A 26,819-nucleotide genomic window follows, 5' to 3' on the forward strand; every position below is an offset into this window, starting at 1 on the left:
GATCGAGCAGGCTCACCACCGACCGCTCCACCTGACCGTCGGCGTCCAGCGCCAGCACCGCGACACTGAGCACCCGGGCCCGGTCGGGATGGATGCCGGATGTCTCGACGTCGACGACCGCCCAGCCCGACCCCGGCTCCCCGGCGGGCCGACCCCAACCGTTCATCGGAGCCTCCTCATGTCCCGAGCATGGCATGCGCAGCGGACATCGCCGTGTCGCCGCCGGTCGTGTCGCCCCTTAAACTCAGCCGGGTGCTCAGTGTCGCGGTGCTGGCGCTGGACGCCGACGGTCAGGTGGAGCGGTCGGTGGTGAGCCTGCTCGATCCGGGCGTGGATCCCGGCCCCACCCATGTGCACGGTCTCACCGCGGCGATGTTGGCCGGTCAGCCGCGGTTCGGTGAGATCGTCGGTGAAGTCGCCGACCTGCTGCACGGCCGCACGCTGGTGGCCCACAACGTGGCGTTCGACTACGGCTTCCTGACCGCCGAAGCCGAGTTGGCCGACTCGGCGCTGCCGGTGGACTCGGTGATGTGCACGCTCGAGCTGGCGCGGCGGCTGAAGCTGGGGCTGCCGAACCTGCGGTTGGAGACCCTGGCCGCGCATCTGGGGTTCCGGCAGGCCCGGCCGCACGACGCGTTCGACGACGCCCTGGTGCTGTCGCAGGTGCTGGCGCCGCTGTTGCGTCGGGCCGCCGAGATCGACGTGTGGCTGCCGATCCGGCCGGTGTCCAGGCAGCGCTGGCCCAACGGCCGGGTCACCCACGCCGATCTGCGGCCGTTGAAGATGCTGGCCGCGCGGATGCCGTGCGCGTATCAGAATCCCGGCCGCTACGTGCCGGGCGGCCCGCTGGTCCAGGGGATGCGGGTGGCGCTGTCCGCGGAGTGCACCCGCACCCACGACGAACTGCTGGAGCGGATGCTGCGTGCCGGGCTGGCCTACAGCGACGGGGTGGACCCGCACACCTCGCTGGTGGTGTGCAACGCGGCCCGCCCCACGCAGGGCAAGGGCTATCTGGCCGCCGAGTTAGGGGTGCCGGTGCTGTCCGACGCCGCGTTCCTCACCGGTATCGACACCGTGCTCGCCGGTGTCGGCGTCGAGGAGTTCAGCGATTCCCGGCCCCGCGGGGAACAGTTCGCCCTGTTCTGATCCCTGAAATCGACACGCCAGCGGCGTTATAGGGCCCCGGTCGGCTGTTTTGCGCCGCCAGCGTGTCGTTTTCAGGGAACACCGAGCCGCGGCGCGGCGGGTCAGGCGCGTACCGCGCGGTTGACCGCCGAAACCACCGCCCGCAGCGAGGCCGTGGTGATCGACGGCGCGATGCCGACGCCCCACACCGTCTTGCCGCCGATGTCGGCCTCCACATAGGCCGCCGCCTGGGCCTCCTCCCCCGCCGACATGGCGTGCTCGGAGTAGTCCAGCACCGCGACATCGAAACCGACGTCGGTGAGCGCGTCGACGAACGCCGCCAGCGGCCCGTTGCCTGCGCCGCTGATGGTCTTCTCCACCCCGTCGACCTTCACCACCGCCTCGATGCGGTCGGTGCCGCCGTCGACTTCGGCGGCGCTGACGCGTTGGCGCATCCGCTCCAGCGGTGCGACCGGCGCGAGGTACTCCTCGTAGAAGGCGTCCCACATCACCTTCGGCGACACCTCGCCGCCCTCACCGTCGGAGAGTGCCTGCACAACCTGGGAGAACTCGATCTGCAACCGGCGTGGCAGCACCAGCCCGTGATCGGTCTTCATGATGTAGGCCACCCCGCCCTTGCCGGACTGGGAGTTGACCCGGATCACCGCCTCGTAGGTACGACCCACGTCGCGGGGGTCGATCGGCAGGTAGGGCACCTGCCACAGCAGGTCGTCGACATCGGTGTCGGCGGCGTCGGCGTCCAGCTTCATCTGGTCCAGGCCTTTGTTGATGGCGTCCTGGTGACTGCCGGAGAAAGCGGTGTAGACCAGGTCACCGCCGTAGGGATGCCGCTCGGGAACGCTGAGTTGGTTGCAGTACTCGACGGTGCGGCGAATCTCGTCGATGTCGGAGAAGTCGATCTGCGGATCCACCCCGCGGCTGAACAGGTTGAGCCCCAGGGTGACCAGGCAGACGTTGCCGGTGCGCTCGCCGTTGCCGAACAGGCAGCCCTCGATGCGGTCAGCGCCAGCCTGATAGCCAAGCTCGGCGGCGGCGACGGCGGTGCCCCGATCGTTGTGCGGGTGCAGGCTCAAGATCACCGCGTCGCGCCGCTTAAGGTTGCGGTGCATCCACTCGATCGAGTCGGCGTAGACGTTGGGTGTGGTCATCTCCACCGTGGCCGGCAGGTTGAAGATGATCGGGTTTTCCGGGGTGGGCTCGATGACGTCGCCGACCGCGTCGCAGACCTCTTTGGCGTATTCCAGTTCCGTGCCGGTGTAGGACTCCGGTGAGTACTCATAGCGCCACCGGGTCTGCGGATACTTGGCCGCCTCGACCAGGCACTTGCGCGCGCCGGCCACCGCGATCTCGCGTACCGCGGCGCGGTCGGCGCGGAAGACCACCCGGCGCTGCAGGATCGAGGTGGAGTTGTAGAAGTGCACGATGACGTTGGGGGCACCGGCGCACGCCTCGAAGGTGCGCTCGATGAGTTCGTCGCGGCACTGGGTGAGGACCTGGATGGTGACGTCGTCGGGGATGACGCCGCCCTCGATGATCTCCCGGACGAAGTCGTAGTCGGTCTGGCTGGCCGACGGGAAGCCGACCTCGATTTCCTTGTAGCCCATCCGGACCAGCAGATCGAACATGCGGCGTTTGCGGGCCGGGCTCATCGGGTCGATCAGCGCCTGGTTGCCGTCCCGCAGGTCCACCGCGCACCACAGCGGCGCGTGGTCGATGACGGTGTCCGGCCAGGTGCGGTCGGCCAGCGTGATCGGTTCGACTTCCTCGGCAAACGATCGATATCGAGCGACCGGCATCGATGAGCCGCGCTGGGTGTTCCACGGCGGCTGACCGGCGTTGGGTGGGCCGGCGGGTGTGGTGATGGGGCGCGCTGAGCCCGCGGTGTAGGCGTCGGGTGAAGAGAAGTGAGTCACGGTGCTTGCTCCCGGATGTGAGATGGACCCTCAGACCGGCGCGCTAGAACACCCGCGACGGGGAGCCGGTCTCGATCAGGCCCCGCCGCGGCGTTCCAGAAGGAGCATCCGCTGCATCGTGTCCCATCTTACCGTGTCGCACAGTGACGGGAAAACCGATGCGAGGGTCACCGCGGTCCGGCTGGCAGACCCTGTTCAGTAGTTGTTGCAGGTGGCGAAGACCTGTTGGATCAACCCGAAGTACTGCTGATTGGCCGGCTGGCTCGCGACCATCTGGGCCATCTGTTGCCGCTGGTCCGGCGGCGCGGCGAGGAATTGGTGCAGGCTCGACTTCGATATCGGTGAGGCGTTGAACTGGGCCGCCGCCGCCGGGTCCTGCGCCTCCAACGCCGCCATCACCTGGTCGTAATTGCAGGTGGTGTTGACCATCGGACTCACATCGGGGTCGGCGGTCGCCGTGGCGGCCCCCGCCGTCATCGCCAACGCCATTCCTCCGGCCGCGATGGCCCACCGGACAGTATTGCCGTTCATCTGCGGACCTCCTCCCTTGTGGGGAGACTCTACTCGCCCTCCGGGGATTTTCCCGGGGTGTTTCCCACCGGCATCGTCGTCGGTTGGTCCGTTGGCAACGGCTATGCGGTGCGCCGGGTTGCGGCGGTGCGGGCGATATCGTTCCCGGCTTCGTCGTGCATCAGCTCGGCGTAGGCACCGGCTCGGCATCCAGCCGGGTGAACTGGCCACCCTGATACCGCTCGACACAAGCCCTCCGCCTGATTTTGCCGCTCGTCGTGATGGGGATCGATCCGGGTGCCACCAGGACCAGATCGGCCACCGCGAGACCGTGGGCGTTCGATATCGCCGTAGCAACCTCACCTTTGAGCGCGGAGAAGGCCTCCATCGCCGTCTCGTGGGTTTGGCTTCGCTTATTCGTTTCGATGATGACGACCAGCTTCTCGGTCGTACTGTCCGGAACCGCTATCGCGGCACACCGGCCGCGGCTGATCTCTTGAACCGTTGCCTCGATGTCGTCGGGCGAGTGGTTGCGCCCATAAATGATCAGCAGGTCTTTGATGCGTCCGACCACGAACAACTCGTCTCCGTCGATGAAGCCCACGTCTCCGGTGCGAAGCCACGGGCCGGCCGGCGTCCCCACCGACGGCGTGGCCAACTGCCCGCCGAAGGTGGCGGTGCTCTCGTCCGGCTTCTGCCAGTAACCCGCGGCGACGTTGGGGCCGTGCACCCAGATCTCGCCGACCGCTCCGGCCTGGCACTCGACGCAGGTCTCGGGGTCGACGATGCGAATCGTCGGCGACTCCGGCAAGCCGTAGCTGACCAGCGGCATACCCTGGTCGCCGACGCAGCGCTCCGCCTGACCGGCGGACAGCTTCTCGGATTCGAACCGCACGATCGTCGGCGGTTTCTCCGCCGGCGACACCGCTACGAAGACCGTGGCCTCCGCAAGCCCATAGGACGGGCGGATCACCGCCTCGCGAAGGTTGAATTGGGCGAAGCGTTGCGTGAAACGCCGAAGTGTCGCCGGATGGACTCGCTCGGCCCCGGTGATGATGGCGAGAACATCGCAGAGGTCGAACCCGGCCATGTCCTCATCCGTGGTCTTTCGCGCCGCCAGTTCGAAAGCGAAGTTGGGTGCGGCCGAGTAGGTCCGCCCATGGCTCGCCAGCAGCTGCATCCAGCGGGCCGGCCGACGCAGAAACGCCAACGGACTCATCAGCATGGCCTTGGCTCCGGAGAGAACCGGCGCGCAGATCCCCAGGTAGAGGCCCATGTCGTGGTAGAAGGGCAGCCATGACACGATTGCGCCGGTCGAGGTGTCCAGGCCGTCGTAATCCGCGAAATAGCCTGCCGTCGCCTGCTTGAAATTCGCCATCAGATTTTGGTGGGACATCATGACGCCCGCCGGCTGACGCGTCGACCCGGAGGTGTACTGCAAATACGCCACTGAAGGGTGGCCCTGCCCCGGCGCGGCGCTCGCCGGGCCGTCCAGATCGAGTCGGTCGACTTCGACGATCGCTGGAGTCACCACCCCGGGGGGCGCGTCGATGTGCTCGGCCACCACGCCGGCTACCTGCGAAGTCGTGAGGACGACCGATGGGCACGCATCACGCAACACAGAGCTGACCCGCTCGTCGCTGACACCGCCCAGCGGAACGGAGAGCGGGACCGCGATGCGCCCCGCCTGCATGGCACCGAGAAATGCGGCGATGTACTCGGGTCCCTGTGGCGCCAAGATGACCGCACGGTCACCGGTCGACCCGGATCCCGCCAGTTCGCGCGCGACGTTTAATGTCCACCGATACAACTGTGAAAACGTCACGCTCTGCTCGACATCGGATTCGTTCTGGTCGTAGTCGATATACGTGACCGCGACGTCGTCGCCCTGTAAGCCTGCGCGTTCGCGCAGCACGGTCAGAATAGAAGTTTGGCCCCCGGAAATCCCCACGGCCATAGCGTATCTCCGCGTCCGTCGCCGTGAACAGGAAACGTCGACAATTTGCGAGAAATCCTCGCTCAGGGCTGCCTTACTGCGACACAGCGATCAGCCTGAGAAATCGCTTGATTTTTGGTGACATAACGGGGCCGTGAAGTTACGGTAATGAGTGATGTCTGCCGGCCAAGCCGCGCGATCGTGACTTCGGGCGGGGGTGCCGTCGCAGGCTCGCGGGGGATAGCACCCGGCGCCGGTCCATAACGGCTCTTGGGTCTGCGGGTAGGGGGACAGTTGGCTGCACCGGAATCCGTGTCGCTCTCAGGCTTGCGATCGCCCTCCCCTCCCGAGCCATCCCTTACGCCGATTGCTGTCATCGGGATGGGTTGCCGGTTGCCCGGCGGTATCGATTCGCCCGACCAACTGTGGACGGCCTTGCTGCGGGGCGCGGACCTGGTGACCGCCGTGCCGGCTGCCCGCTGGGATCCCGAGCAGTGGAATGAACCCGCCACCGGCCGGCCGATGCCAGACCGGGGTGCATTCCTCGACGACATCGCCGGTTTCGATCGCGACTTCTTCGGGATAAGCGAGCAGGAGGCCGCCGCAACGGATCCGCAGCACCGATTGTTGCTGGAAACCTGCTGGGAGGCGATCGAGCGCGCCGGTATAGACCCATCGACGTTGGCCGAGTCACGAGCGGGTGTCTTCATCGGGTTGGCGCACTCCGATTACCAGTTGCTTGGCGCCGCTGCCGATCCGACGGCGGAACCGTACGGTTTCACCGGGAGCGACATGGGCTTGGCTTCCGGCCGAATCGCGCGGGCTCTGAAACTCCGTGGTCCGGCGCTGACCGTGGACACCGCCGGCTCAGCGGGCCTGACCGCGGTCCATCTGGCATGTCACAGTCTGTATGACGATGAAGCCGAGTTGGCACTGGCGGGCGGTGCCGCGCTGCTGGTGAACCCGCGCAGGTGGGCGTCCGGATCGGCCGAGGAAACGCTGTCCCCCTCCGGGCGTTGTCGGGCCTTCGACGCCGAAGCGGACGGGACCGTGCCCGGCGAGGGCTGCGTCGTGGTCTTGCTGAAGCGGTTGGCTGATGCGCAGCGCGATGGCGATCGGGTGCTGGCGCTGATACGTGGCACAGCCGCCACGCGACGAGACTACCCAGGGGGCACCGCCGGCTATCGGAAGGCGTTGGTCACCGCCGGGATCGCTGCGGACACTGTCGGCATGGTAGAGACGCACGGCGCCGGATCCGCCGCCGCCGACCGCTTGGAATACGCCGGGCTGGCCGAGGTCTACGGACGTGGCGGCACCTGCGCGTTGGCTGCGGCGACAACCAATTTCGGTCACACGCAGGCCGCCTCCGGTGTGCTCGGGCTGATGAAGGCGGTCCTGGCGTTACAGAACGGAGTCATACCGCAAAACTTGCACTTCACCCGGCTGCCGGAGGCGCTGGCGGCCATCAGCACCGGCCTTGTCGTCCCGCAGGAGAACATGCCGTGGCCGGCCACTCTCTCCGCACGGCGGGCTGCGGTGTCGTCGTTTGGCGCATCGGGAAGCCATGTGCATGTCGTACTTGAGCAAGCCGCGGGCGACGGCGTCAATGCGGCGCCGGCCGTCGATGGGTCCGATGATCTGGTGCCCGATCGCATGCTCTTCCCGCTGTCTTCGGGCTCGACGGATGCGCTGCGACGCACCGCGCGTCGCATTGCTGATTGGTTGCAGGCCCACGATGAGGTGGCGTTGCCGGACCTGGCCTACACCCTGGCGCACCGCCGCGCGCACCGTCGAGTGCGCGCTGTAGCCGTTGCCCGCACCCGAGCGCAGCTCGTCGATGCGTTGCACGACATTGCCGGCGATGAGCGTCCCTACCCGTCCACCGTGGACGACGCGGGGCGAGGCTCGGTGTGGGTCTTTCCTGGTCCAGGCCCGGAATGGGCGGTGCTAGGTGCTGAATTGCTGGCGACCGAGCCCGCGTTCAACGCGACCGTTAGGCAGGCTGAGCCACTCATCTTGCGCGAGTCCGGGTTCTCGGTGACCGAGGCGTTGACGAACCCACAATTCGTTTGTGGTCAGGGTCGGATCGAACCGACGCTGTTCGCGTTGCAAGTCGGGTTGGCGGCCACACTCAATGAGTATGGGGTGCGTCCCGGCGCGGTTATCGGGTGCTCACTCGGCGAGACGGCCGCTGCCGTCGTCGCCGGCGCGCTGTCGTTCGAGGACGGGGTGCTCCTGGCCTGCCGCAGATCCCGGTTGACGTCGCGGCTCCCCACCAGCGGTTCCATCGCGACGGTGGAATTGCCTGCCAAGAAGGTGCTCTCCGAGCTGACGTCGCGCGGCCTCACCGATGTCGCTATCGCGGTGGTTACCGCACCGGAATGCACTGTGATTGCCGGCGCACGTGAGTCCATTCATGAGCTACTGGCGACCTGGAATCAACGCGGGGTCGTCGCCCATGAGAGTCCGGTCGACATCGCGTATCACTCACCACAGCTCGATCCGATCATCGAGGCATTGGCCGACGCGCTCGGCGGTATAAAACCGATGACCTCACGGGTGCCCATCTATTCGGCGACTCTCTTCGACCCGCGTGAGCAGCCCACATGCGACGCCGCTTATTGGGTGACCAACGCACGGGGGATGGCGCGGTTTGCCACTGCGGTTCAGGCGGCACTCGACGACGGCTTCCGGGTCTTTGCCGAGTTGGCGCCGGACCCGCACCTGACCGATCCGATCGTGCAGACCGGACGCGACCGCGACCTGCCGCTCGCGGCACTCCCCGCGATGCGCGACGGCCGGCCGCTGCCCGACGGGTTCCTCGGCCTGGCCGCGGACCTCTATCGCGCCGGCGCTGAAGTGGCCTTCGTCGCCGATGCTCCGCGCGGGCAGTTGGTGGATGTTCCGCTGCCGGTCTGGTCGCATCAACGACTGTGGCTCGACGAGGCTCGCCCGGCATCACGCGCTACCGATGGGTGCACGGTGGACGTGCATCCCCTGTTGGGGTCGCATGTGCGATTGCCCGGGGAGCCTGAGCGGCATGTGTGGCAGCCTGACGTCGACGCCGTCAGTCCCCCCGCGGCGGTTGTCCCGGAAAACGATGGTGCGCTCGGCCATCCCGAAGCGGCTTTCTGCGAGATGGCCCTGGCGGCCGCCCGTGCGGTTCTGGGTCCGGAGTCCGAGGTCCGCGACCTTCGGTTCGGGCCGGCGCCATCGCCACACCGATCTTCCGTCATCGGGGCCTCCGCTGTATTGACGGGGCCGGGGGTGGCTGAGTTTGCGGTGGTCAGCGCGCATGACGGTGAACGAGGCCGCCACATTGCCGCGACTCTACGTGCTGTGCCGGGCGGCCAGAAGCCTGCGTACGACATGCCGACTCTCCTGGCTGCGCAGCCTCGTCGCTGCGACGGGGCAGATGTCCATCCCGGAGCGGTTGGTCGACGTTGCAGCGGGGGCGAGGTCTGGACGCACCTCGCCGAGATCACACTTCCCCGCGCCGTCCGGTCGCGACTGGACGACTACGTAATCCACCCGGCATTGCTGGCGGAATGTTTTCTTTCCGTCGGCGCCCACCTCAGCGTCTCGGCAGTGGCTTCCGGTGCCCCGATGCTCGGCGTGAACCGCCTCCGCGTCAACGGTTCGACCGCGCGGGCTCGCTATTGCTATGCCAGAGTCAGCAGCGCCGCCGACGCAGTAGCTCGGGTCGACATCGATGTTCTCGACGAAAGTGGAGCGGTGCTCGTGGTGGTCGACGGCCTGCAGATTGGCATCGAATCCGCGAAGACACGACGGGACCGGAGACTGTCCGAGAGCCTGTTGGGCGTCGAATGGCAACAACGAGAACTGGCGACTACAGAATACGCCGACGCTGGAGCCTGGCTGATGATCGACGCCGGCGCAACAGTCAGCCCGATGGTGGCTGCCTTGACTTCTGCACTGACGTCCGCTGGGGCGCATTGCGTTTCACTGCGGTGGTCGCCAACCGACAGGCGTGACCTACCCGTGGATGAGCTGGGCAACCAGCTGCGCGATCGCCGGTTCAGAGGAGTCGTCGTTCTTGCGGGGCCGGGAGGCGGTGGCACCGAGAAACAGCCTCAGCCGCTGAGTGAGGATCGGGTGCGCTGCTTCGCTCGTTTGTTTGCAGACCTGTCGCGGTTATGTAGTGAAGCGCCTCGCCTCTACGTCATCACCGTCAAGGCGCACACCGTAGTGCGCGGTGAGGCGCCATGCCTCGAGCAAGCGAGCTTATCCGGTCTGATTCGCGCGATCGGCGCTGAGAACCCGCTGCTCGGGGCGAGCCAAATCGATATCGATGACGCAACCGGTGCCGTCCAGGTGGCCCAGCAGCTGATCGGCGGCTCGGATGAAGATATGACAGCCTGGCGAAACGGTCATTGGTACACCGCGCGACTACGTCGTGCGCCGCTGCGTCTTAATGAACGACAGACCAAGGCCGTCCACAACGAGCATGACGGTCTGCGGCTGCGCCTGCGTACGCCGGGAGATCTCGGCTCCGCAGAGTTGGTTGTCTGCTCCAGAAACGCGCCCAGCCCCGGACAGATCGAGGTCGCAGTCACCGCATCCGCCATCGCCGCTCCCGATGCGCTGGCCGAGCAAGGTGAGGGCGAAGCCAAGTCATCGCTGCTCGGCGGAGGCTTTGCCGGCGTGGTGACCGCGGTGGGCACCGGCGTAACGTGCCATCGGGTCGGGGATCGTGTTGGTGGCCTTGCCTACGCCGGCTCCTGCAGGACGTATCTGCTCTGTGATGCAGGCGCCGCAATCGCCCTACCTCCCGCGTTGGGGGACGCGCAAGCGGCGGCAGCTTCCAGCATCCAAGCGTGGGCTTGGTACGCATTAGTGGAGTTAGCCCGTGTCACCGCGGGCGACAAGGTAATGATTGACTGCCGTGCAAGCGGAGTCGCACAAGCCGCCATTGCGATCGCGCGCAACATCGGCGCTGACATCTTCGTGTTGGCCGACAATGCGGAGCATCTGCGATTGCTGCATGAAGACGGCGTCCAACACGTCTACGGACCCCAGCTGACCGGCCTCGTCGAGCAGATTCATCACGACACCGGCGGTTATGGCATCGACATCGTCCTCAGCTCGGGAGACGAGCGGCTCCGGCTCGCGGGTCCGCGATTGCTCGCTGTCGGTGGGCGGTTCATCGATATGAACAAGGGCCCCGATTCCGCCGAGATCTCGCTGGAGCCGCCCGGTCGCCGCAACCTCATGTTCGCCCAGGTCGACCTGCAGTTGATGGCCACCCACCAAGCTGACCAGTTGAACCGCCTGTTGACGTCGGTGTACGGGCACGTCGCCGACGGGTCGCTACCGGCACAACCCTATCGACTCCTCCGGCTGGCGGAGGCCCCCAGTGCGCTTGGTTCGCTCGGCGCAGCCGCTTGCAGCGGCCCCTTGATCGTCGATCTTTCGGATTCCAACGTTTCCGCGGCGGTATTGCCTCCGGCGGAGATCTCGCCATTCCGCAGGGATGGCTCTTATATCATCAGTGGCGACTTTGATGGGTTGAGTCTGTTTTTCGCACAGTTGATGGCTGATCGCAACTGCGGTCGACTCGTGATCATCTCCGCGTTGACACCTGACAGCAGTGCGCAACAAGCACTTTCGGCGATGCAAAGGCACGGAGTCGACGTCGTGGTCGAACGCGGTGATGTTGCTGACTTCGCCACTGTTGCGCGGGCTGTCGAAACGGCGAAGCTGGGTGGTTTTCCGCTCCGCGGTGTCCTGCACGCTGTTAGCAGCGCCGCGCGCCCGGCCCTGGCAGATTCGACGGCCGATGCGGGCGAGAGCCATTGGGTGCGGACAGTCCGCGGCGCATGGAATCTCCACTGCGCAACAACGGGGCAGCCTGTGGACTGGTTCTGTTTGTTCACCTCGATAGCCACAACCGTCGGTTCGCCCGGTGAAGAAGTTCGCGCAGCGGCCGACAGTTGGTTGGTCGGCTTCAGCCATTGGCGGCGTTCCCAGCGACTTCCCGCCAACACGATCGCATGGGGTACGTGGAGCACTCGTCCGTGCGGTGGAGCGGCGACGGAGCCGGGCGGCGGTGCCATCATTGGGGAAGACGGCGCTTACGCCTTCGAAACGCTGTTGCGTCACGATCGAGTCTTCTCGGGATACGCGCCGGACTGGGACGAGAATGCCAAAGCTGTGGCCAGGCGGAGCCTGTTTGCGCAAATGTGTGGTGCTGCCCCGCATGATTCGGCCGGACGCGCCGCCTTGCTTGCCGAACTCGATCGAACGCCGGCCGATCGGTGGCCGCTGCTCCTGCGTCGGGTGATCGCCGATCACGCCAGCCTCATCGTGCGGCAGAACGTCGACCCCGGCCGCTCGCTATTCGAGTACGGACTGGATTCATTGGGGGCTCATGAGTTACGCGCCCGCATCGAGACAGAGACAGGGGTGCGCATCGCCATCACCGACATCACCACGATTCACAACCTAACGGAGTTGCTATATGAGAAGCTTGCGCGCGTTCACGCTGCTTGATGTCGATGCGGCACTCGCTGATAGGGCCATACCGGGCCGGCAATACACCGCGAGCTTTCGCTCATCCGGCCCGGCAACCGGATCAGAACATCTGCGGCGGATCCGGTAGCTGCTCATGTGGGGTTCATTGCTGGCACTGGCGCTTTTGACGACCATCAGTCCGATCCGTCTCAGCCTCATCCTTCTGGTGCTCTCTCGGCCCCGACCCATGCAAAATCTGTTCGCTTACTGGGTTGGCGCCGTCATCATAGGCCTGGGCACCCTTCTGGGCGCACTGATCGCTCTCTACGCCACACCCGCTTCGGCCTCCTTCGTGAGAAGTTTCGCGCACCCGTCGGCCAATTCAACGGCGCACCGCGTTGCCCTAGGGTTGGGCATCGTCCTTCTGGCTCTTTCAGCGGTGATGGCAGTCGGCGTGCTCGTAAAGCAGTCCCGTAAAAGAGAACTTCTGTTGGAAGGTACCCCAGTGCCGGGCCCCGAAAGGGCTGATGTCAACGAGGGCAACGGCACGTCGCTGGCATTGAAGTCGTCTCTGCTTTCCCGGTTGCTGTATCCCGATCAGGATGACGACGCCCGAGACGGAGACACCACGCGGGGCCTGTTAACTCACACCCGCCGGGCGTGGCGCAACGGATCCCCGTGGATCTCCTTCGTCATTGGCGTGATTTTTGTGCCTCCACTCGACGGAGTCTTGTTCGCGCTGGCCATCATCGTGGCGTCGGGCGCCGCTATGGGTGTGCAATTCGCGGCTGTCGTGGCATTCATGATCGGGGTGCTTTTACTCGAAGAAGCCATTCTCCTCAGCAACTGGATCGTTCCTACGAACACTCAGGCGATTCTGCAACGGGTACACGATTGGGCCCGTGTGCATCAACAGGCTTTCGTTGCGGCCATCTTGGCGGTAGTTGGCACTTCTCTGGTGGTTCGGTCGATGGGCGGGCTCTGAAGCTCCGCGGGCTTTTCCCGGCCGCTCGTGCCCAGACCGAACCGGGTTACGCAAGGTTCTTGGAACTCCCGCACCCCGCGGTGTCTTCTCTCGGGCTCAAGATCTGCTAGTACGGCGTTAGTGAAATTGGCAGCCAGGCAAGGTGTTACACGGGTATGCTGTCGACGGGGTATGGCCGACACCTGCGGGGGCAAACATGAAAGCCATCTTGAACATGTTGGCATCGGGGTCGTTAGGGCTAGCGGCCTTCGCCGCGCTGTTGTTCGTGCCTGCCGGCACGTTCGGCTACGAGCGAGCCTGGATACTTCTGGCTATATTTGCGGCCTTCGCATGGCTATCAAGCCTGTACTTCCTGCGCCGAAACCCGCAGATGCTGCAGCGGCGCAAAGTGGCCGCCGAGACGCGCGGGCAGCAAAAAGCCCTTGTGACGGGAATCTTTTTGCTGTGGGCATCGATGTTCGTCGTCAGTGCCCTCGACCATCGTTTCGGGTGGGCTGCTGTCCCCGCAGCAGTCTCCGGGGTCGGCTATGTTCTGGTCCTCGTCGGGCTCAGCGGTGCGTTTCTCGTTATGGTGCAAAATAGTCATGCGTCGGTGACGGTCCAAGTCGAGACGGGTCAACGACTTGTCTCGACCGGGTTGTACGGGTTGGTGCGCCATCCCATGTACGCCTGCAATGTATTCCTGCTGGTTGGCACGCCACTTGCACTCGGGTCCTACTGGGGACTCATCTTCGTCGTTCCCGAGCTTCTTCTGTTCGCTCTGCGCATTCTTGACGAGGAAAAGTTGCTGCAACGGGAATTGCGTGACTACACCGATTACATGCAGAGGGTGCGCTACCGCTTGGCTCCTGGGGTTTGGTAATCAACTGCCAGTTGAGCGGCTTCACACCACCACGACTTCTCGAGACAGCACCGTTGGGCCTTCGGCCGCTTTCAGCGTCGCGAGACAGAGATCGTCATGAGCAGATTCGAGTGCTCTTTCTTGCGGGCACCGCCCCCGGACGACCGGAAAATCTACGCCGCCGTGACTACCGAGGCGGTCTACACCGTGCGGACGCAGGCGCCCCCGGCAGGTCGCGGCCAAGCATTAGCCGCAAATGTCGCTTCGCGGCCATCACCCGCAGGTCACGACTCTAATGAAGCCGCAGCCTCGGGTTGGCGATAACAGTTTCATGAAAGCGTTGCTGTTGAATTGCCCGCACATCACGGCTATCAGCACTCAAAGAATCGTTGGAGTTGTTTCCCGTACTGCTGCAGGGCCGCGGCTGACAACATCTCGTAGTGGGTGCAGTCTACCGAGTCGGCGGTGACATCGCCGGCGATATATGGTCGCCAACTTTGCAAATCGGTCTGGAACGCGAACTGGCTACGCACGTGTCGCTGGCGTGGCAACAGTAGACGCCAATTCGTGTCATCGTTGATGTCCTGGTTGGCGGAAAATATCGCGGTTGCGCCGTCGAAGACGCGGGGTGTGTAATCCAACAAGGCGAATTGGGTCGCGGTGAAGCTGTCGACCATGATGTCGAAAATCTCCCGCGGGGGGAGAGTGAACCCGCCGCCACCTCGGCGCCGGAGGAGCGCCTCCGCACGCCTGTAGGTCAGCGGCCTCAGGGGGGTGGGCACAGCGATGTGATTGGTTCGGAAAACATATTCTGAAACCATTCGTTCGGCAAACGTTCTACTTCGCGCGAGCAGTCGCGAAACCCTTGCCGCAAGTCGGTTCATGCCATTCGCGTTGAGCGGAGCGTCTAACAAGACGAGACCGTGGACCTCGCATCCGCGATGCTGGAGCTCGATGGCAAGTTCGTGAGCAACAAGACCTCCTAATGACCAGCCAAGCAGCCTGTACGGCCCATCGGGATACAAGGCTTGGATCCGGTCTGCGTAGTTCCTCGCCATCGCCGGTATCGTTACCCGGTCGGCGTCAGCTTCTTCGGTGATGTGGTTGACGCCGATGATCGGGCAGTCCACATAGTCCGCGAGCGTCCGATACGACCAGCTGAGTCCGAATCCGTCATGGATACAGAACAGTGGGATGCCCGTCCCATGCCGGAGGACTTCGATGGGAAGCACTTCGGTGGTGTTGTCGGTTCGCCCCACCTGCCCTGCTAAGCCCCGCACTGTCGGTGCATCGAAGAGCACCCGCACAGCCACATCGGTATCGAAAGCCTGGTTGATCGCGGCGATGGTCCGCATCGCACTCAGTGAATCCCCACCCAGATCGAAGAACGAGTCATCCACCCCGACCCGCTCCAACCCCAACACCTGACGGAAAATCCCCGCCAGAATCTCCTCCGTCGGCGACGACGGCCCCCGATACCGATCGATGTCGACATAGTCCGGTACCGGCAGTGCACGTTTGTCGAGTTTGCCGTTCACCGTCAACGGCACGGCCTCGATCACCACGACCACCGCCGGCACCATGTAATCCGGCAACCGCTGCCGCAAGCCGTCCCGCACCGCCACCGAATCCACCACCCCGGGGGTTACCTCAGTCACATACCCCACCAACCGCTTGTCCCCCGGGCGGTCCTCCCGGACTACCACCACCGCCTGACCCACCCCAGCAGCAGCGGCCAACACCGCCTGCACCTCCCCCAACTCAATGCGATACCCGCGGATCTTCACCTGATCATCAGCACGCCCCACATACCGCAACTGCCCATCGCGGCCCCAGACCACCAGGTCGCCGGTGCGATACATCCGCAAACCCACCGCAGACCCATCACCATCGGCGCCGTTGCCACCGAACGGGCAGGCCACAAACCTCGACGCGGTCAGCCCCGCCCGACCCATATAGCCCACCGCAACCCCGCTGCCGGCCACATACAACTCGCCCACCACACCCACCGGCACCGGCCGCAGCCAGCCATCCAAAACAAACAGCGCCGCTCCGGGCACCGGAACACCGATCGGCGCCTCCCCAGAACCCGCAACCAACGGCGCGGAGATCGTGGCAAACACCGTCGTCTCCGTCGGCCCATACCCATTGAGCATCACCCGACCCGGCGCCCACCGATCCACCACCTCGACCGGGCAAGCTTCGCCGGCCACTGCCAACACCGCTGACTCCAACCCCTGCGGGGAGAGCATCCCTGCCGCCGACGGGGTTTGGCTCACCACATTTACCTGCTCGGCGACCAGCAACTTCTGGAGGTCACTTGGTGAGCGGGTGACCGTTTCGGGTACCACTACCAACCGCCCGCCATGTAGCAAGGCGCCGAAGATCTCCCACACCGACACGTCGAACGCGAGGGAGTGCCACGCGGACCATACCTGGTCGGGGCCGATCTGCATTCCCGCATCGAGACCGTCGAACAACTGGATCACGTTGCGGTGGGTTATCGCCACCCCCTTTGGGGCGCCGGTTGTGCCGGAGGTGTAGATGAGGTAGGCGACATCATCGGACTTCGGCCCGGGCACGGACGCCGTGGCGGGCCGGGCATCGACGGCGGGGTCGTCGACATCGATGACGATCACACCCGCGTCGGTCGCTCGACCACGCAATTGGCCATCGGTGACGACTGCGACTGGTGCGGCGTCGGCGAACATGAACTCGATTCGGGCGGCCGGCACCGCCGGGTCGATCGGCAGGTATGCCGCCCCTGATTTGAGCACGGCTAGGATCGCCACGACCGCCTGCGCGGTGCGCGGCAGCAGCAACGCCACACACTGGCCCGGACCCGCTCCGTGCTCGACCAACAGATGCGCCAACCGATTCGACGCCTCATCCAACTCTCGATACGTCCACGATGTGCCGGAACATCGCACTGCTACCGCCGATGGCCGCTTGGCTACGTGTGCCACGAACGTCTCCGGAATCGAAGTTGCTCGAGCTTTCGATCCGGTCAACACCGCCCGATGCCCAAACTCATCCAGCACGACACCATCGTCTACATCGAGCAGATTCACCGACGACATCGGCCGTCCCGGATCGGCGACGATCGCTGTCAGAACCCGTTGGAATCGGTTGACGAGTTTGTTGATGCTGTCTTGGTCGTATATGTCGGTTCGGTACTCGACGATTCCGGTGATTCCTGCTGGCTGACCCGATTCCGTCCATTGTTCTTCGAGGGAGAACATGAGGTCCATGCGGGCGGTGTGTGTGGGGGCGGCAAGCGGAGTTGCGTCAATATCTCCGAGTAAGGTGGTTGCGGCTGGGTGTTTGGCGAAGTTCTGCCAGCCGAGCATTACTTGGATCAGCGGGTGATGGCGCAGGGAGCGGTTCGGGTTGAGTCGTTCGACGATCAACTCGAACGGCACGTCTTGGTGGTCGTAGGCGGCGAGGCTGCGTTGGCGGATCTGCTCAATGAGTTCGGCGATGGTGGGATCGCCGGCGAGGTCGACGCGCAGCACCAGGGTGTTGACGAAGAAGCCGATCAGGTCGTCCAGGGCGGGATCTTGGCGGCCGGCGGTGGGAAATCCAATGGCCACATCGGCACTGGCACCGAGTTTCGACAGCAGTACCGCGAGGCCGGCTTGAACGACCATGAAGCTGGTCGCATCGTGTTTGCGGGCCACTTCGGCGATGTGTTGCTGTAGTTGTGCGGGCCATTGCACCGCCACCATGTCACCCCGGTAGTCGGCGACGGCTGGGTAGGGCCGGTCGGTGGGTAGCTCAAGGCGTTCCGGCAGCCCGCCTAGGGCTTCCTGCCAGTAGGCCAGCTGCGCGGTGATCCGGCTGTCGGGGGCGGATTCCTCACCGAGCCAGTCTTGTTGCCACAGGGTGTAGTCAACGTATTGCACCGACAACGGCGCCCAGTCAGGGGCCTGCCCGACGCAGCGGGCGGCATAGGCGATCCCGAGGTCGCGCACCAGCGGCGCTATCGACGAGCCGTCGCCGGCTATGTGGTGCACCGCCGCGACCAACACGTGCTCATCGCTGCCAGTATGGAACAGTTCAGCTCGTAGCGGGCATTCGCTGGTCAGGTCGAAGCGGTGTTCCACCACCGCCGAGATTGCCTTGACCAGTCGATCCGTCGGCCAACCGGCGGCAGCGGTGACCTGCCAACCGAAGTCGACCTTTTCGGCCGGCACCACCACCTGTGTGGGAAGGCCGTCGACGGTGAGGAAGATTGTGCGCAGGGTTTCGTGGCGGGCGACCACGTCGGCCCATGCGGACCCGAGCGCGTCGGCATCAAGGCATCCCGTCAGTCGTAGCGCCATCGGCATGTTGTACATCGGTGACGGCCCATGCAACTGCTCCAGAAACCACAGCCGTCGCTGCGCATACGACAACGGGATGATCTCAGGACGCGGCCGCGCAGTTAAGGCCGGGCCTGCCCTTCTGTGTCCGCAGGTGTGGATCCAATCGGCTAGTTGCGCCACGGTGGGCGCATCGAACAGCACCCGGATCGGCACCTCGACGCCGAGTCCGACTCGGACTCGGGCCAAGAGTCGGATGGCGGAAAGGGAATGTCCCCCGAGGTCGAAGAATGATTCGTCGATCCCGACCCGGTTGGCGCCGAGGACCTCTTCGAACAAGGTGGTCAGCACTCGTTCCCGGTCATCGCGCGGCGCACGATAGGTCGCCCCGGTGATGAATTCGGGGGCCGGAAGGGCCCGTTTGTCGATTTTACCGTTGACCGTCAACGGGACCGTATCGAGAAGCATGATCGCTGCGGGCACCATGTATGCGGGCAGTTTCTCGGTGGCATAGCTGCGTAGTTCGGAGACCCGGTCAACTGAGGCCGGGTCATTGACGTATTCGGCCAGGGAGTCGACCGGGTCGGCCGGCAGATATACGTCGGTGAGCACTGGGGCGGGCTGGCCGTTGCCGGTTTCCTGCCGGGTGTAGATGACATCGAGTAGGCCCGGCGTCGGTGACCAGGTCACCGCCGTGGCATACCCCGATACTGCGCCAACCTGATGGCATTGCCGCACCGACACCGATTCCGGTGCAACCAAACCGGCCCGCAGATCCTCCACGGTGGCGCGTGCATCTGCGGTGGCCAGCGCCGCGGCCAGGACCACGTCCGGCCAGACTCCGTCGTGGGGTAACCCACACACCCGCACCCCCGTCGGCTGCTCGGATCGCAGGAACTCACCCAACTCGGTCAGGCCGGTGAATCGGTGCCAGGGGAGCACCGGCAGATTCTTAGCCGAACACAACGAGACTGGCGCTTTGTGTAACACCACTTCGTAGCGGTAGCCGCTGAGCTCGTTGACCACATCCATGTCTTTGAGCTGTACATTTACGGCGGTGATGTCACCCAGCTGTGCCGGCAGCCCGGTGAAAAACTCCGGTGCGACCAGTAGTTCCTGTTCAGTGAGCATCTCCCGGCGCACCCGCTCTGACGCCACCGCCACGGTCTCCAGCCCAGCGGCTGGATCGGCGCATACCACCGCGGTGGTGAACGGCTGCAGCAACGCGAGATTACGAACATCGCCGATGAACACCGCCCCGCCCGGCGCGAGGAGCTTCATCGTCGCCGCCAGTACATCCAGCAGGTATCCGCCGCTGGGGAAGTACTGGATTACTGAATTGAGCACCACCACATCGAAATAACCCGTGGGCAGGCCGTTGATCACATCGGCCGGCTGCACCCGCAACCGTACCCGGCTCGCCCACGGCTGGGCCGACACCGCGGTCTGGAGTTTCTTGATCGTCGCTGCGGAGAAGTCTGTCCCCCAATACTCGTCGCACTCCGGCGCCAGCTTCGCCAGCAACAACCCCGAACCGACTCCGATCTCCAACACCCGACCCGAACCCAACCCACGGATCCGCTCCACCGCCGCGGACTGCCACTGCCGCATCTGCGGCAACGGTATCGGTTCACCGGTGTAGCTCGAGTTCCAGCCGCCAAAGTCCTCCCCCAACACCATCGCCGCATCAGGGGGAGTTGTTTCCGCTGAGTACAGGTCCTCATAGACGTCCTGCCACTGATCGACCAGTTGTGCTTCCCGTTTCGGTTCCCGCACGAGCCGCATCCGCCGGTCGGGCACCACATAGCCGACCAATTGCTTATCCGGCACGCCCGCACCATCACCGGCGGCACCTGTTACGGAGGTGTGAGTGATCACCACAGCCTGCGCCACCCGCGGATGTGCCGCTAATACCGCTTCGATCTCTCCCAACTCGATGCGATACCCGCGGATCTTCACCTGCTCATCAGCACGCCCCACATACCGCAACTGCCCATCGCGGCCCCATACCACCCGGTCGCCGGTGCGATACATCCGCAAACCCACCGCAGACCCATCACCATCGGCGCCGGCGCCCCCGAACGGGCAGGCCACAAACCTCGACGCGGTCAGCCCCGCCCGACCCATATAGCCCACCGCAACCCCGCTGCCGGCCACATACAACTCGCCCACCACACCCACCGGCACCGGCCGCAGCCAGCCATCCAAAACAAACACCGCCGCTCCGGGCACCGGAACACCGATCGGCGCCTCCCCAGAACCCGCAACCAGCGGCGCGGAGATCGTGGCAAACACCGTCGTCTCCGTCGGCCCATACCCATTGAGCATCACCCGACCCGGCGCCCACCGATCCACCACCTCGACCGGGCAAGGCTCGGCGGCAATCATCAGCGTCGCCGACCCCAGCCCCAGCGGCGACAATATTCCGATCGCCGACGGCGTCTGACTGACCACTTCAACACCCTCGGCCGTCAACAACGCCTGCAGCTGTGGCCCAGACCGACGCACTTCCTCGGGGACCACTACTAGGCGACCACCGGTGAGCAATGCACCCCAGATCTCCCACACCGAATAGTCGAAGGCCAACGACGAACACGCTGCCCACACCCGATCCGGCCCCAACCCCACCCCGATATCCAGACCGTCGAACAACCGGGTCACATTGCGGTGAGTGACCGCCACCCCCTTCGGGGCGCCCGTCGTCCCCGACGTGTAAATAATATGCGCCACGTCACCAGGCCCCGGCTCCGGCAAACTCGTAGCGAGTTGCTCTGCGATCCGGAGATCCGCGATGTCGACCACTGCCAGATCCGCCCCCGCCAACCGGTCGGCGAGCTCCACCGTGGTGATCGCCACCACCGGATCAGCATCATCGAGCATGAAGCTGATTCGCGTATCCGGCAATGAAACATCAACTGGCAGATACGCCGCCCCCGATTTCAGCACCGCCAGGATCGCCACGACCGCCTCCGCAGTGCGCGGCAGCATCAACGCCACACACTGGCCCGGCGCCGCCCCACGCTCGGCCAGCAGATGCGCCCACCGATTCGACGCCTCATCCAGCTGCCGATACGTCCACGACTGGCCGGCGAAACTCAACGCTACCGCACCTGGCGCCTCGGCCACCGTCGCGGCGAAGACTCCCGGAATCGACCCCGGCTCGGCAACCGACGCAACCAACACTTCGCGATGACCGAACTCATCGAGCAACCCACGCTCCGCCGCCTCCAACACCTCGATCGATGACACCGGGCTGCTCGGATCAGCGATCATCGCGGTCAGGACCCGCTGCAACCGCCCTGCGAAAATTTCGATACTGGCAGCGTCGAATATGTCGGTGCGGTATTCCACCGACCCCGAAATACCGGCCGGCTCACCGGAATCTGTCCACCGGTCCTCCAGGAAGAACACCAGGTCCATTCGCGCCGACTGGGTCTCAGCGGATAGCGGGCTGACCGCCAGATCACCGAGCATTGATGACGTCGCGAAATCGTCCGTAAAGTTCTGCCACGCCAAGATCACTTGGATCAACGGGTGATGGGTCAGCGACCGGGTCGGGTTGAGTTGCTCAACCAACACCTCAAACGGCACATCCTGATGCTCGAACGCCGCCAGGCTGCGCTGCCGAACCTGATCGAACACCTCGGCCACCGTCGGATCACCGGTCAGGTCGGTCCGTAACACCAGTGTGTTGACGAAGAACCCGATCAACTCATTCAACACCGGGTTCGACCGGCCAGCGATCGGGAACCCCACCGCCACATCCCGGCTGCCACTTAACTTCGACAACAACACCGCCAAGGCCGCCTGAACCACCATGAACCCGGTCGCGTTATGCGCTCGGGCGACCTCGGCAATCCCTTGCTGCAAGCCGGCAGGCCACTCCACCGCCACCGCCGCCCCACGATGATCGGCCACCGACGGATACGGCCGATCCGTCGGCAACTGGAGGCGCTCCGGTAGCTCCGTCAACGCTTCCCGCCAATACGCCACCTGAGAGGCGATCGGGCTGCCCTCGTCATCCAGATCGCCGAACTGCTCCCGTTGCCAGAGCGTGTAGTCGACATACTGCACCGTCAACGGCGCCCAATCGGGGGTCCGCCCGCCACACCGGGCCGTATACGCTGCTCCCAGATCCCTCATCAACGGCGCGATCGATGACCCGTCCCCGGCGATGTGATGCACCACCGCCGCCAGCACATATTCGTTATCCGCGACAGCGAAAAGCTTCGCCTGCAACGGGACCTCCGCCGCCAGATCGAAGCGATGTCCCACCACCGCCGCGATTTCGGCATTCAACTGGTCCGCTGACCAGCCGGTGGCATCGACCACCTGCCACCCAAAATCAGCCTGCCCGACCGGCAACACCACTTGCGCGGGTACCCCACCCGTCGCCGGGAAAACCGTTCGCAGGCTCTCGTGACGGGCCACCACATCCGCCAACGCCGTACCAAACGCCCTCGGATCGAGCGGACCATGCAACCGCACCGCTACCGGCATGTTGTAAGTGGCGACCTGCCCTTCGACCCGGTTCAAAAACCACATCCGGTTTTGGGCGTACGACAACGGCACCACCTCAGGACGCTGCTGCACAGTCAACGCTTTCCGTCCACTCGAACCCGAGACCTCGCCGATGCGTGGCGCCAATTGCGCCACCGTCGGCGCCTCGAAGAGCGCCCGTACCGACACATCGGTATCGAAAGGCTGGTTGATGGCGGCGATGGCTCGCATCGCTGAGAGCGAATCCCCACCGAGGTCGAAAAACGAGTCATCGACCCCCACCCGCGGCAAGCCGAGCACCTGGGCATAAATCCCAGCCAGAATCTCCTCCGTCGGCGACGACGGCCCTCGATAACGCTCGGCATCAACGTAGTCCGGCGCCGGCAGAGCACGCTTGTCCAGTTTGCCGTTGACCGTCAACGGAAGCTGCTCGAGCACCACAATCGCCGCGGGCACCATATAGTCCGGCAGCTGCTCGAACAGCGTGCTGCGCGCCGCACCGGTGTCCACAATCCCGGTCACCGACTCGGTGACATAGCCGACCAACCGCTTATCCCCAGGCCGGTCCTCCCGGGCGATGACCACCGCCTGCTCCACCCCGGCCAACCCGCTCAACGCCGCCTGCACCTCGCCCAACTCGATGCGGAAACCACGAATCTTGACCTGCTCATCACCGCGGCCAACAAACCGCAACTGCCCATCAGCTCCCCAAGCCACCAAATCCCCGGTGCGATACATCCGCACCCCCGCACCCCCGAACGGGCACGCCACAAACCGCGCCGCATACCTATGTGTTGATCCCGCGCACCCCGAGGCGCGCATCGAATTCGTACTCACCGATGCCGACCCAGTCGCCGTGATCACCAGCGAGGAGCTTGAACCGCGCGTCGGTGGCACCAGCGCACCGATTGTCGATATCAACGATCCGGCCATCGAAGCCCGCCCGGTCACCGCGCTGCCCGGCCCGAAACCCGATGACATCGCCTACATCGTCTACACCTCCGGCACCACCGGAACCCCCAAAGGCGTAGCCATCACCCACCACAACCTGACGCAGTTGATCCTGACGCTGGATGCCGGGTTGCCCCGTCCGGCTACGTGGGCACTGGGCCATTCGCTGGCCTTCGACGCCTCGGTGTGGGAGATCTTCGGTGCGCTCTTGCCCGGGGGACGGCTCGTGGTGGCCCCCGAAGCGATCGTGGCCACACCCGACGACTTGCACACGCTACTGGTTGACGAGCAGGTCGACGTGTTGTTCCAAACCCCGTCGGCGGTGAAGGCGTTGGCCCCACCCGGGCTGGAGTCGGTGGCCTTGCTCGTCGGTGCGGAGGCATGTCCGGCCGAGGTGGTCGAGCAGTGGGCGCCGGGGCGGCTCATGCTCAACGCCTACGGGCCGAGTGAAACCACCATCCTGGGCGCAGTCAGTGCACCCCTGGTTCCAGGTGAGGGGCCGGTACCCATTGGGGTGCCGGTGCCGGGGGCGGCGTTGTTTGTTCTCGATGGGTGGTTGCGGCCGGTGCCGGTGGTGTAGACGATGTAGGCGATGTCATCGGGTTTCGGGCCGGGCAGCGCGGTGACCGGGCGGGCTTCGATGGCCGGATCGTTGATATCGACAATCGGTGCGCTGGTGCCACCGACGCGCGGTTCAAGCTCCTCGCTGGTGATCACGGCGACTGGGTCGGCATCGGTGAGTACGAATTCGATGCGCGCCTCGGGGTGCGCGGGATCAACACATAGGTATGCGGCGCCGGTTTTGAGGACGGCCAGGATGGCGGTGATGGCTTTAGCGGAGCGGGTGAGCAAAAGCGCGACGTGGTGACCCGGTGCTGCGCCGGCGTCGAGCAGCCGGTGGGCCAGCCGGTTGGAGGCTTCGTCGAGTTCGCGGTAGGTCATCGATTGCCCGGCGAAGCGCACCGCGACCTCATCCGGCACGCGGGCGACCTGGTCGGCGAAGACCGCCACGATCGATTCGGGTGCGGCCGCCGGCGCGCTCAACACCGCCCGGTGAGCAAACGCATCGAGTCGGGCGTGCTCACCGGTATCGAGCAGATCGATCGCAGAAAGGCACTCAGCGGCATCGGCGGTGAACGCGACCAAAACCCGCTCCACCCGCCGAATCAACGCCTCGATGGTGTGCGCGTCAAACACATCGGTGCGGTACTCCACCAACCCGCTGATACCGACAGGCTGGCCGACCTCACTCCAGCGCTCCTGCAGCGAGAACACCACATCCATCCGCGCGGAATGAAGATCCGCGCCCAACGCACTGACCTGAACATCGCCCAACGCCGAGGCCGCCGCGGGATCCCCGACCACACTTTGCCACCCCAACATGTGCTGAACCAGCGGGTGATGAGTCAAACTCCGCGTCGGATTCAGCCGCTCCACCAACACCTCAAACGGCACATCCTGATGCTCAAAAGCCGCCAAAACACACTGCCGAACCCGCCCCACCAACTCCGCAGCACTCGGATCCCCACCCACATCGACCCGCAACACCAACGTGTTGACAAAAAACCCGACCAGATCATCCAACGCCGGATCCTGACGCCCAGCGATCGGAAACCCGATCGCCACATCAGTGGTGGCACTCAGCTTGGCCAACACCACCGCCAAAGCAGCCTGCACCACCATGAAACTGGTCGCATTATGCGCCCGCGCCATCCCCGCGATCTGCTGCTGCAACTGCGCCGACCACTCCACCGGCACCGCAGCACCCCGATGATCAGCCACCGGCGGATACGGCCGATCGGTCGGCAACTCCACCCGCTCAGCCAACCCCGCCAACGCCGCACGCCAATACTCCAACTGCGCCGCAATCACACTGTCTGGATCAGACTCCTCACCGAGCCACTGCTGCTGCCACAGCGTGTAATCGATGTATTGCACCGCCAACGGCACCCAATCCGGAACCCGACCAGCACACCGGGCGCCATAGGCCGCACCCAAATCCGCCACCAACGGCGCCACCGAACCACCATCAGCAGCAATGTGATGCACCACCGCCGCCAACACATACTCATCCCCACCAACCCGAAACAGTCGCGCCTGCAACGGAACCTGCACCGACACATCGAAGCGATAACCCGCCACCGCCGCCACAGCCTCACCCAACTGCGCTACCGACCACCCGACGGCATCAACGACCTCCCACCCGAAATCAGCCTCCCCCACCCCCAACACCACCTGCTGAGCAACCCCATCAACCGCGGTGAACACCGTCCGCAACGACTCATGCCGACCCACCACATCCACCAACGCCGCACCCAGCGCATCCACATCCACCCGCCCACACAACCGCAACGCCACCGGCATGTTGTAAACCGCCGACGGCCCCTGCAACTGCTCCAAAAACCACAACCGTTGCTGGGCGAACGACAACGGCACCACCGCCGGGCGCGGCATCGACACCAACGCCGGGCGCCGACCACACCCACCACCCTCACCCACCCGCTGGGCTAGCTGCGCGACGGTGGGGGCGTCGAACAACACCCGCACCGCCACCTCAGTGCCCAACGCTTGGTTGATCGCGGCGACCACCCGCATCGCCGACAACGAATCGCCCCCCAGATCGAAAAACGAGTCATCCACCCCAACCCGTTCCAACCCCAACACCTGGGCATAAACCGCGGCCAGAATCTCCTCAGTCGGATCACCCGGCGCCCGATACCGCTGGGCATCGACATACTCCGGTGCCGGCAACGCCCGTTTGTCCAACTTGCCGTTGACCGTCAACGGCACCGCATCAAGCACCACCACCGCCGCCGGCACCATATAACCCGGCAACCGCTGCCCCAACACACTGCGCACCGCCGCGACATCCACACCCCCCACCACGGTCTCGGTCACATACCCGACCAACCGCTTATCCCCAGGCCGGTCCTCCCGGACCACCACCACCGCCTGCGCAACCCCACCCACCTGCCCAAGCGCGGCCTGCACCTCCCCCAACTCGATGCGATACCCGCGGATCTTCACCTGCTCATCAGCACGCCCCACATACCGCAACTGCCCATCGGCACCCCACGCCACCAAATCCCCCGTGCGATACATCCGCACCCCCGCGCACCCCTGCGCCGGCACAAACGGGCACGCCACAAACCGCGAACCAGTCAACCCCGAACGACCCACATACCCCACCCCCACACCAGCACCGGCCACATACAACTCCCCCACCACACCCACCGGCACCGGCCGCAACCAGTTATCC

7 protein-coding genes and 4 pseudogenes are annotated in these 26,819 nt (G+C 64.9%); 5 read left to right on the forward strand and 6 right to left on the reverse strand.

Going from position 1 to position 26,819, the window contains the following annotated elements; translation table 11 throughout:
- Positions 1 to 166 (reverse strand): annotated as a pseudogene (locus A5643_RS18130) (DEDDh family exonuclease); the annotation flags it as partial.
- 80 nt (positions 167 to 246) lie between these two features.
- Here A5643_RS18130 and A5643_RS08415 point away from each other — a divergent pair.
- Positions 247 to 1,146 (forward strand): annotated as a pseudogene (locus tag A5643_RS08415) (DEDDh family exonuclease); the annotation flags it as partial.
- A 101-nt stretch (positions 1,147 to 1,247) separates the two neighbouring features.
- On the opposite strand, the gene leuA reads toward A5643_RS08415, so the two are convergent.
- From leuA to A5643_RS08430, 3 genes are all read right to left on the reverse strand, one after another.
- A complete protein-coding gene (leuA, locus tag A5643_RS08420; RefSeq protein WP_066853880.1) occupies positions 1,248 to 3,059 on the reverse strand; it encodes a 2-isopropylmalate synthase in 1,812 nt (603 codons plus the stop codon).
- Positions 3,060 to 3,254: 195 nt separating this feature from the next.
- Positions 3,255 to 3,590, reverse strand: a complete 336-nt coding sequence (locus A5643_RS08425; RefSeq protein ID WP_082948833.1) for a hemophore-related protein — start codon at positions 3,588 to 3,590, stop codon at positions 3,255 to 3,257.
- 160 nt (positions 3,591 to 3,750) lie between these two features.
- Complete coding sequence (locus tag A5643_RS08430) at positions 3,751 to 5,526, reverse strand: AMP-binding protein (RefSeq protein ID WP_066853882.1); 1,776 nt, start codon at positions 5,524 to 5,526, stop codon at positions 3,751 to 3,753.
- 273 nt (positions 5,527 to 5,799) lie between these two features.
- Between A5643_RS08430 and A5643_RS08435 the strand changes: the two genes are divergently transcribed.
- The 3 genes from A5643_RS08435 to A5643_RS08445 all read left to right on the forward strand — a co-directional run bounded on the left by A5643_RS08435 (position 5,800) and on the right by A5643_RS08445 (position 13,826).
- Positions 5,800 to 12,018: a type I polyketide synthase gene (locus A5643_RS08435; protein ID WP_231995502.1), complete on the forward strand. Its 6,219-nt coding sequence runs from the start codon at positions 5,800 to 5,802 to the stop codon at positions 12,016 to 12,018.
- Between the two features lie 115 nt (positions 12,019 to 12,133).
- Positions 12,134 to 12,964, forward strand: coding sequence for a GAP family protein (locus A5643_RS08440; RefSeq protein WP_231995503.1), 831 nt, complete (start codon positions 12,134 to 12,136; stop codon positions 12,962 to 12,964).
- 196 nt (positions 12,965 to 13,160) lie between these two features.
- Entirely contained in the window at positions 13,161 to 13,826 is a 666-nt protein-coding gene (locus tag A5643_RS08445) for a methyltransferase family protein (RefSeq protein WP_066853886.1), read from the forward strand.
- Positions 13,827 to 14,176: 350 nt separating this feature from the next.
- Here A5643_RS08445 and A5643_RS08450 read toward each other — a convergent pair.
- A pseudogene (locus A5643_RS08450) lies at positions 14,177 to 23,392 on the reverse strand (amino acid adenylation domain-containing protein); the annotation flags it as partial.
- On the opposite strand from A5643_RS08450, the pseudogene A5643_RS18670 reads away from it, so the two are divergent.
- A pseudogene (locus A5643_RS18670) lies at positions 23,337 to 24,071 on the forward strand (AMP-binding protein); the annotation flags it as partial. The pseudogenes A5643_RS08450 and A5643_RS18670 overlap by 56 nt on opposite strands.
- Here the strand turns inward: A5643_RS18670 and A5643_RS08455 are convergent.
- Positions 23,996 to 26,819 (reverse strand): condensation domain-containing protein (locus A5643_RS08455; RefSeq protein WP_156628680.1); only part of this gene is annotated, 2,824 nt, incomplete at its 5' end. The pseudogene A5643_RS18670 and the gene A5643_RS08455 sit on opposite strands and share 76 nt — an antisense overlap.

The sequence above is a fragment of the Mycobacterium sp. 1274756.6 genome (genome assembly GCF_001668625.1).
Classification (GTDB): Bacteria; Actinomycetota; Actinomycetes; order Mycobacteriales; family Mycobacteriaceae; genus Mycobacterium.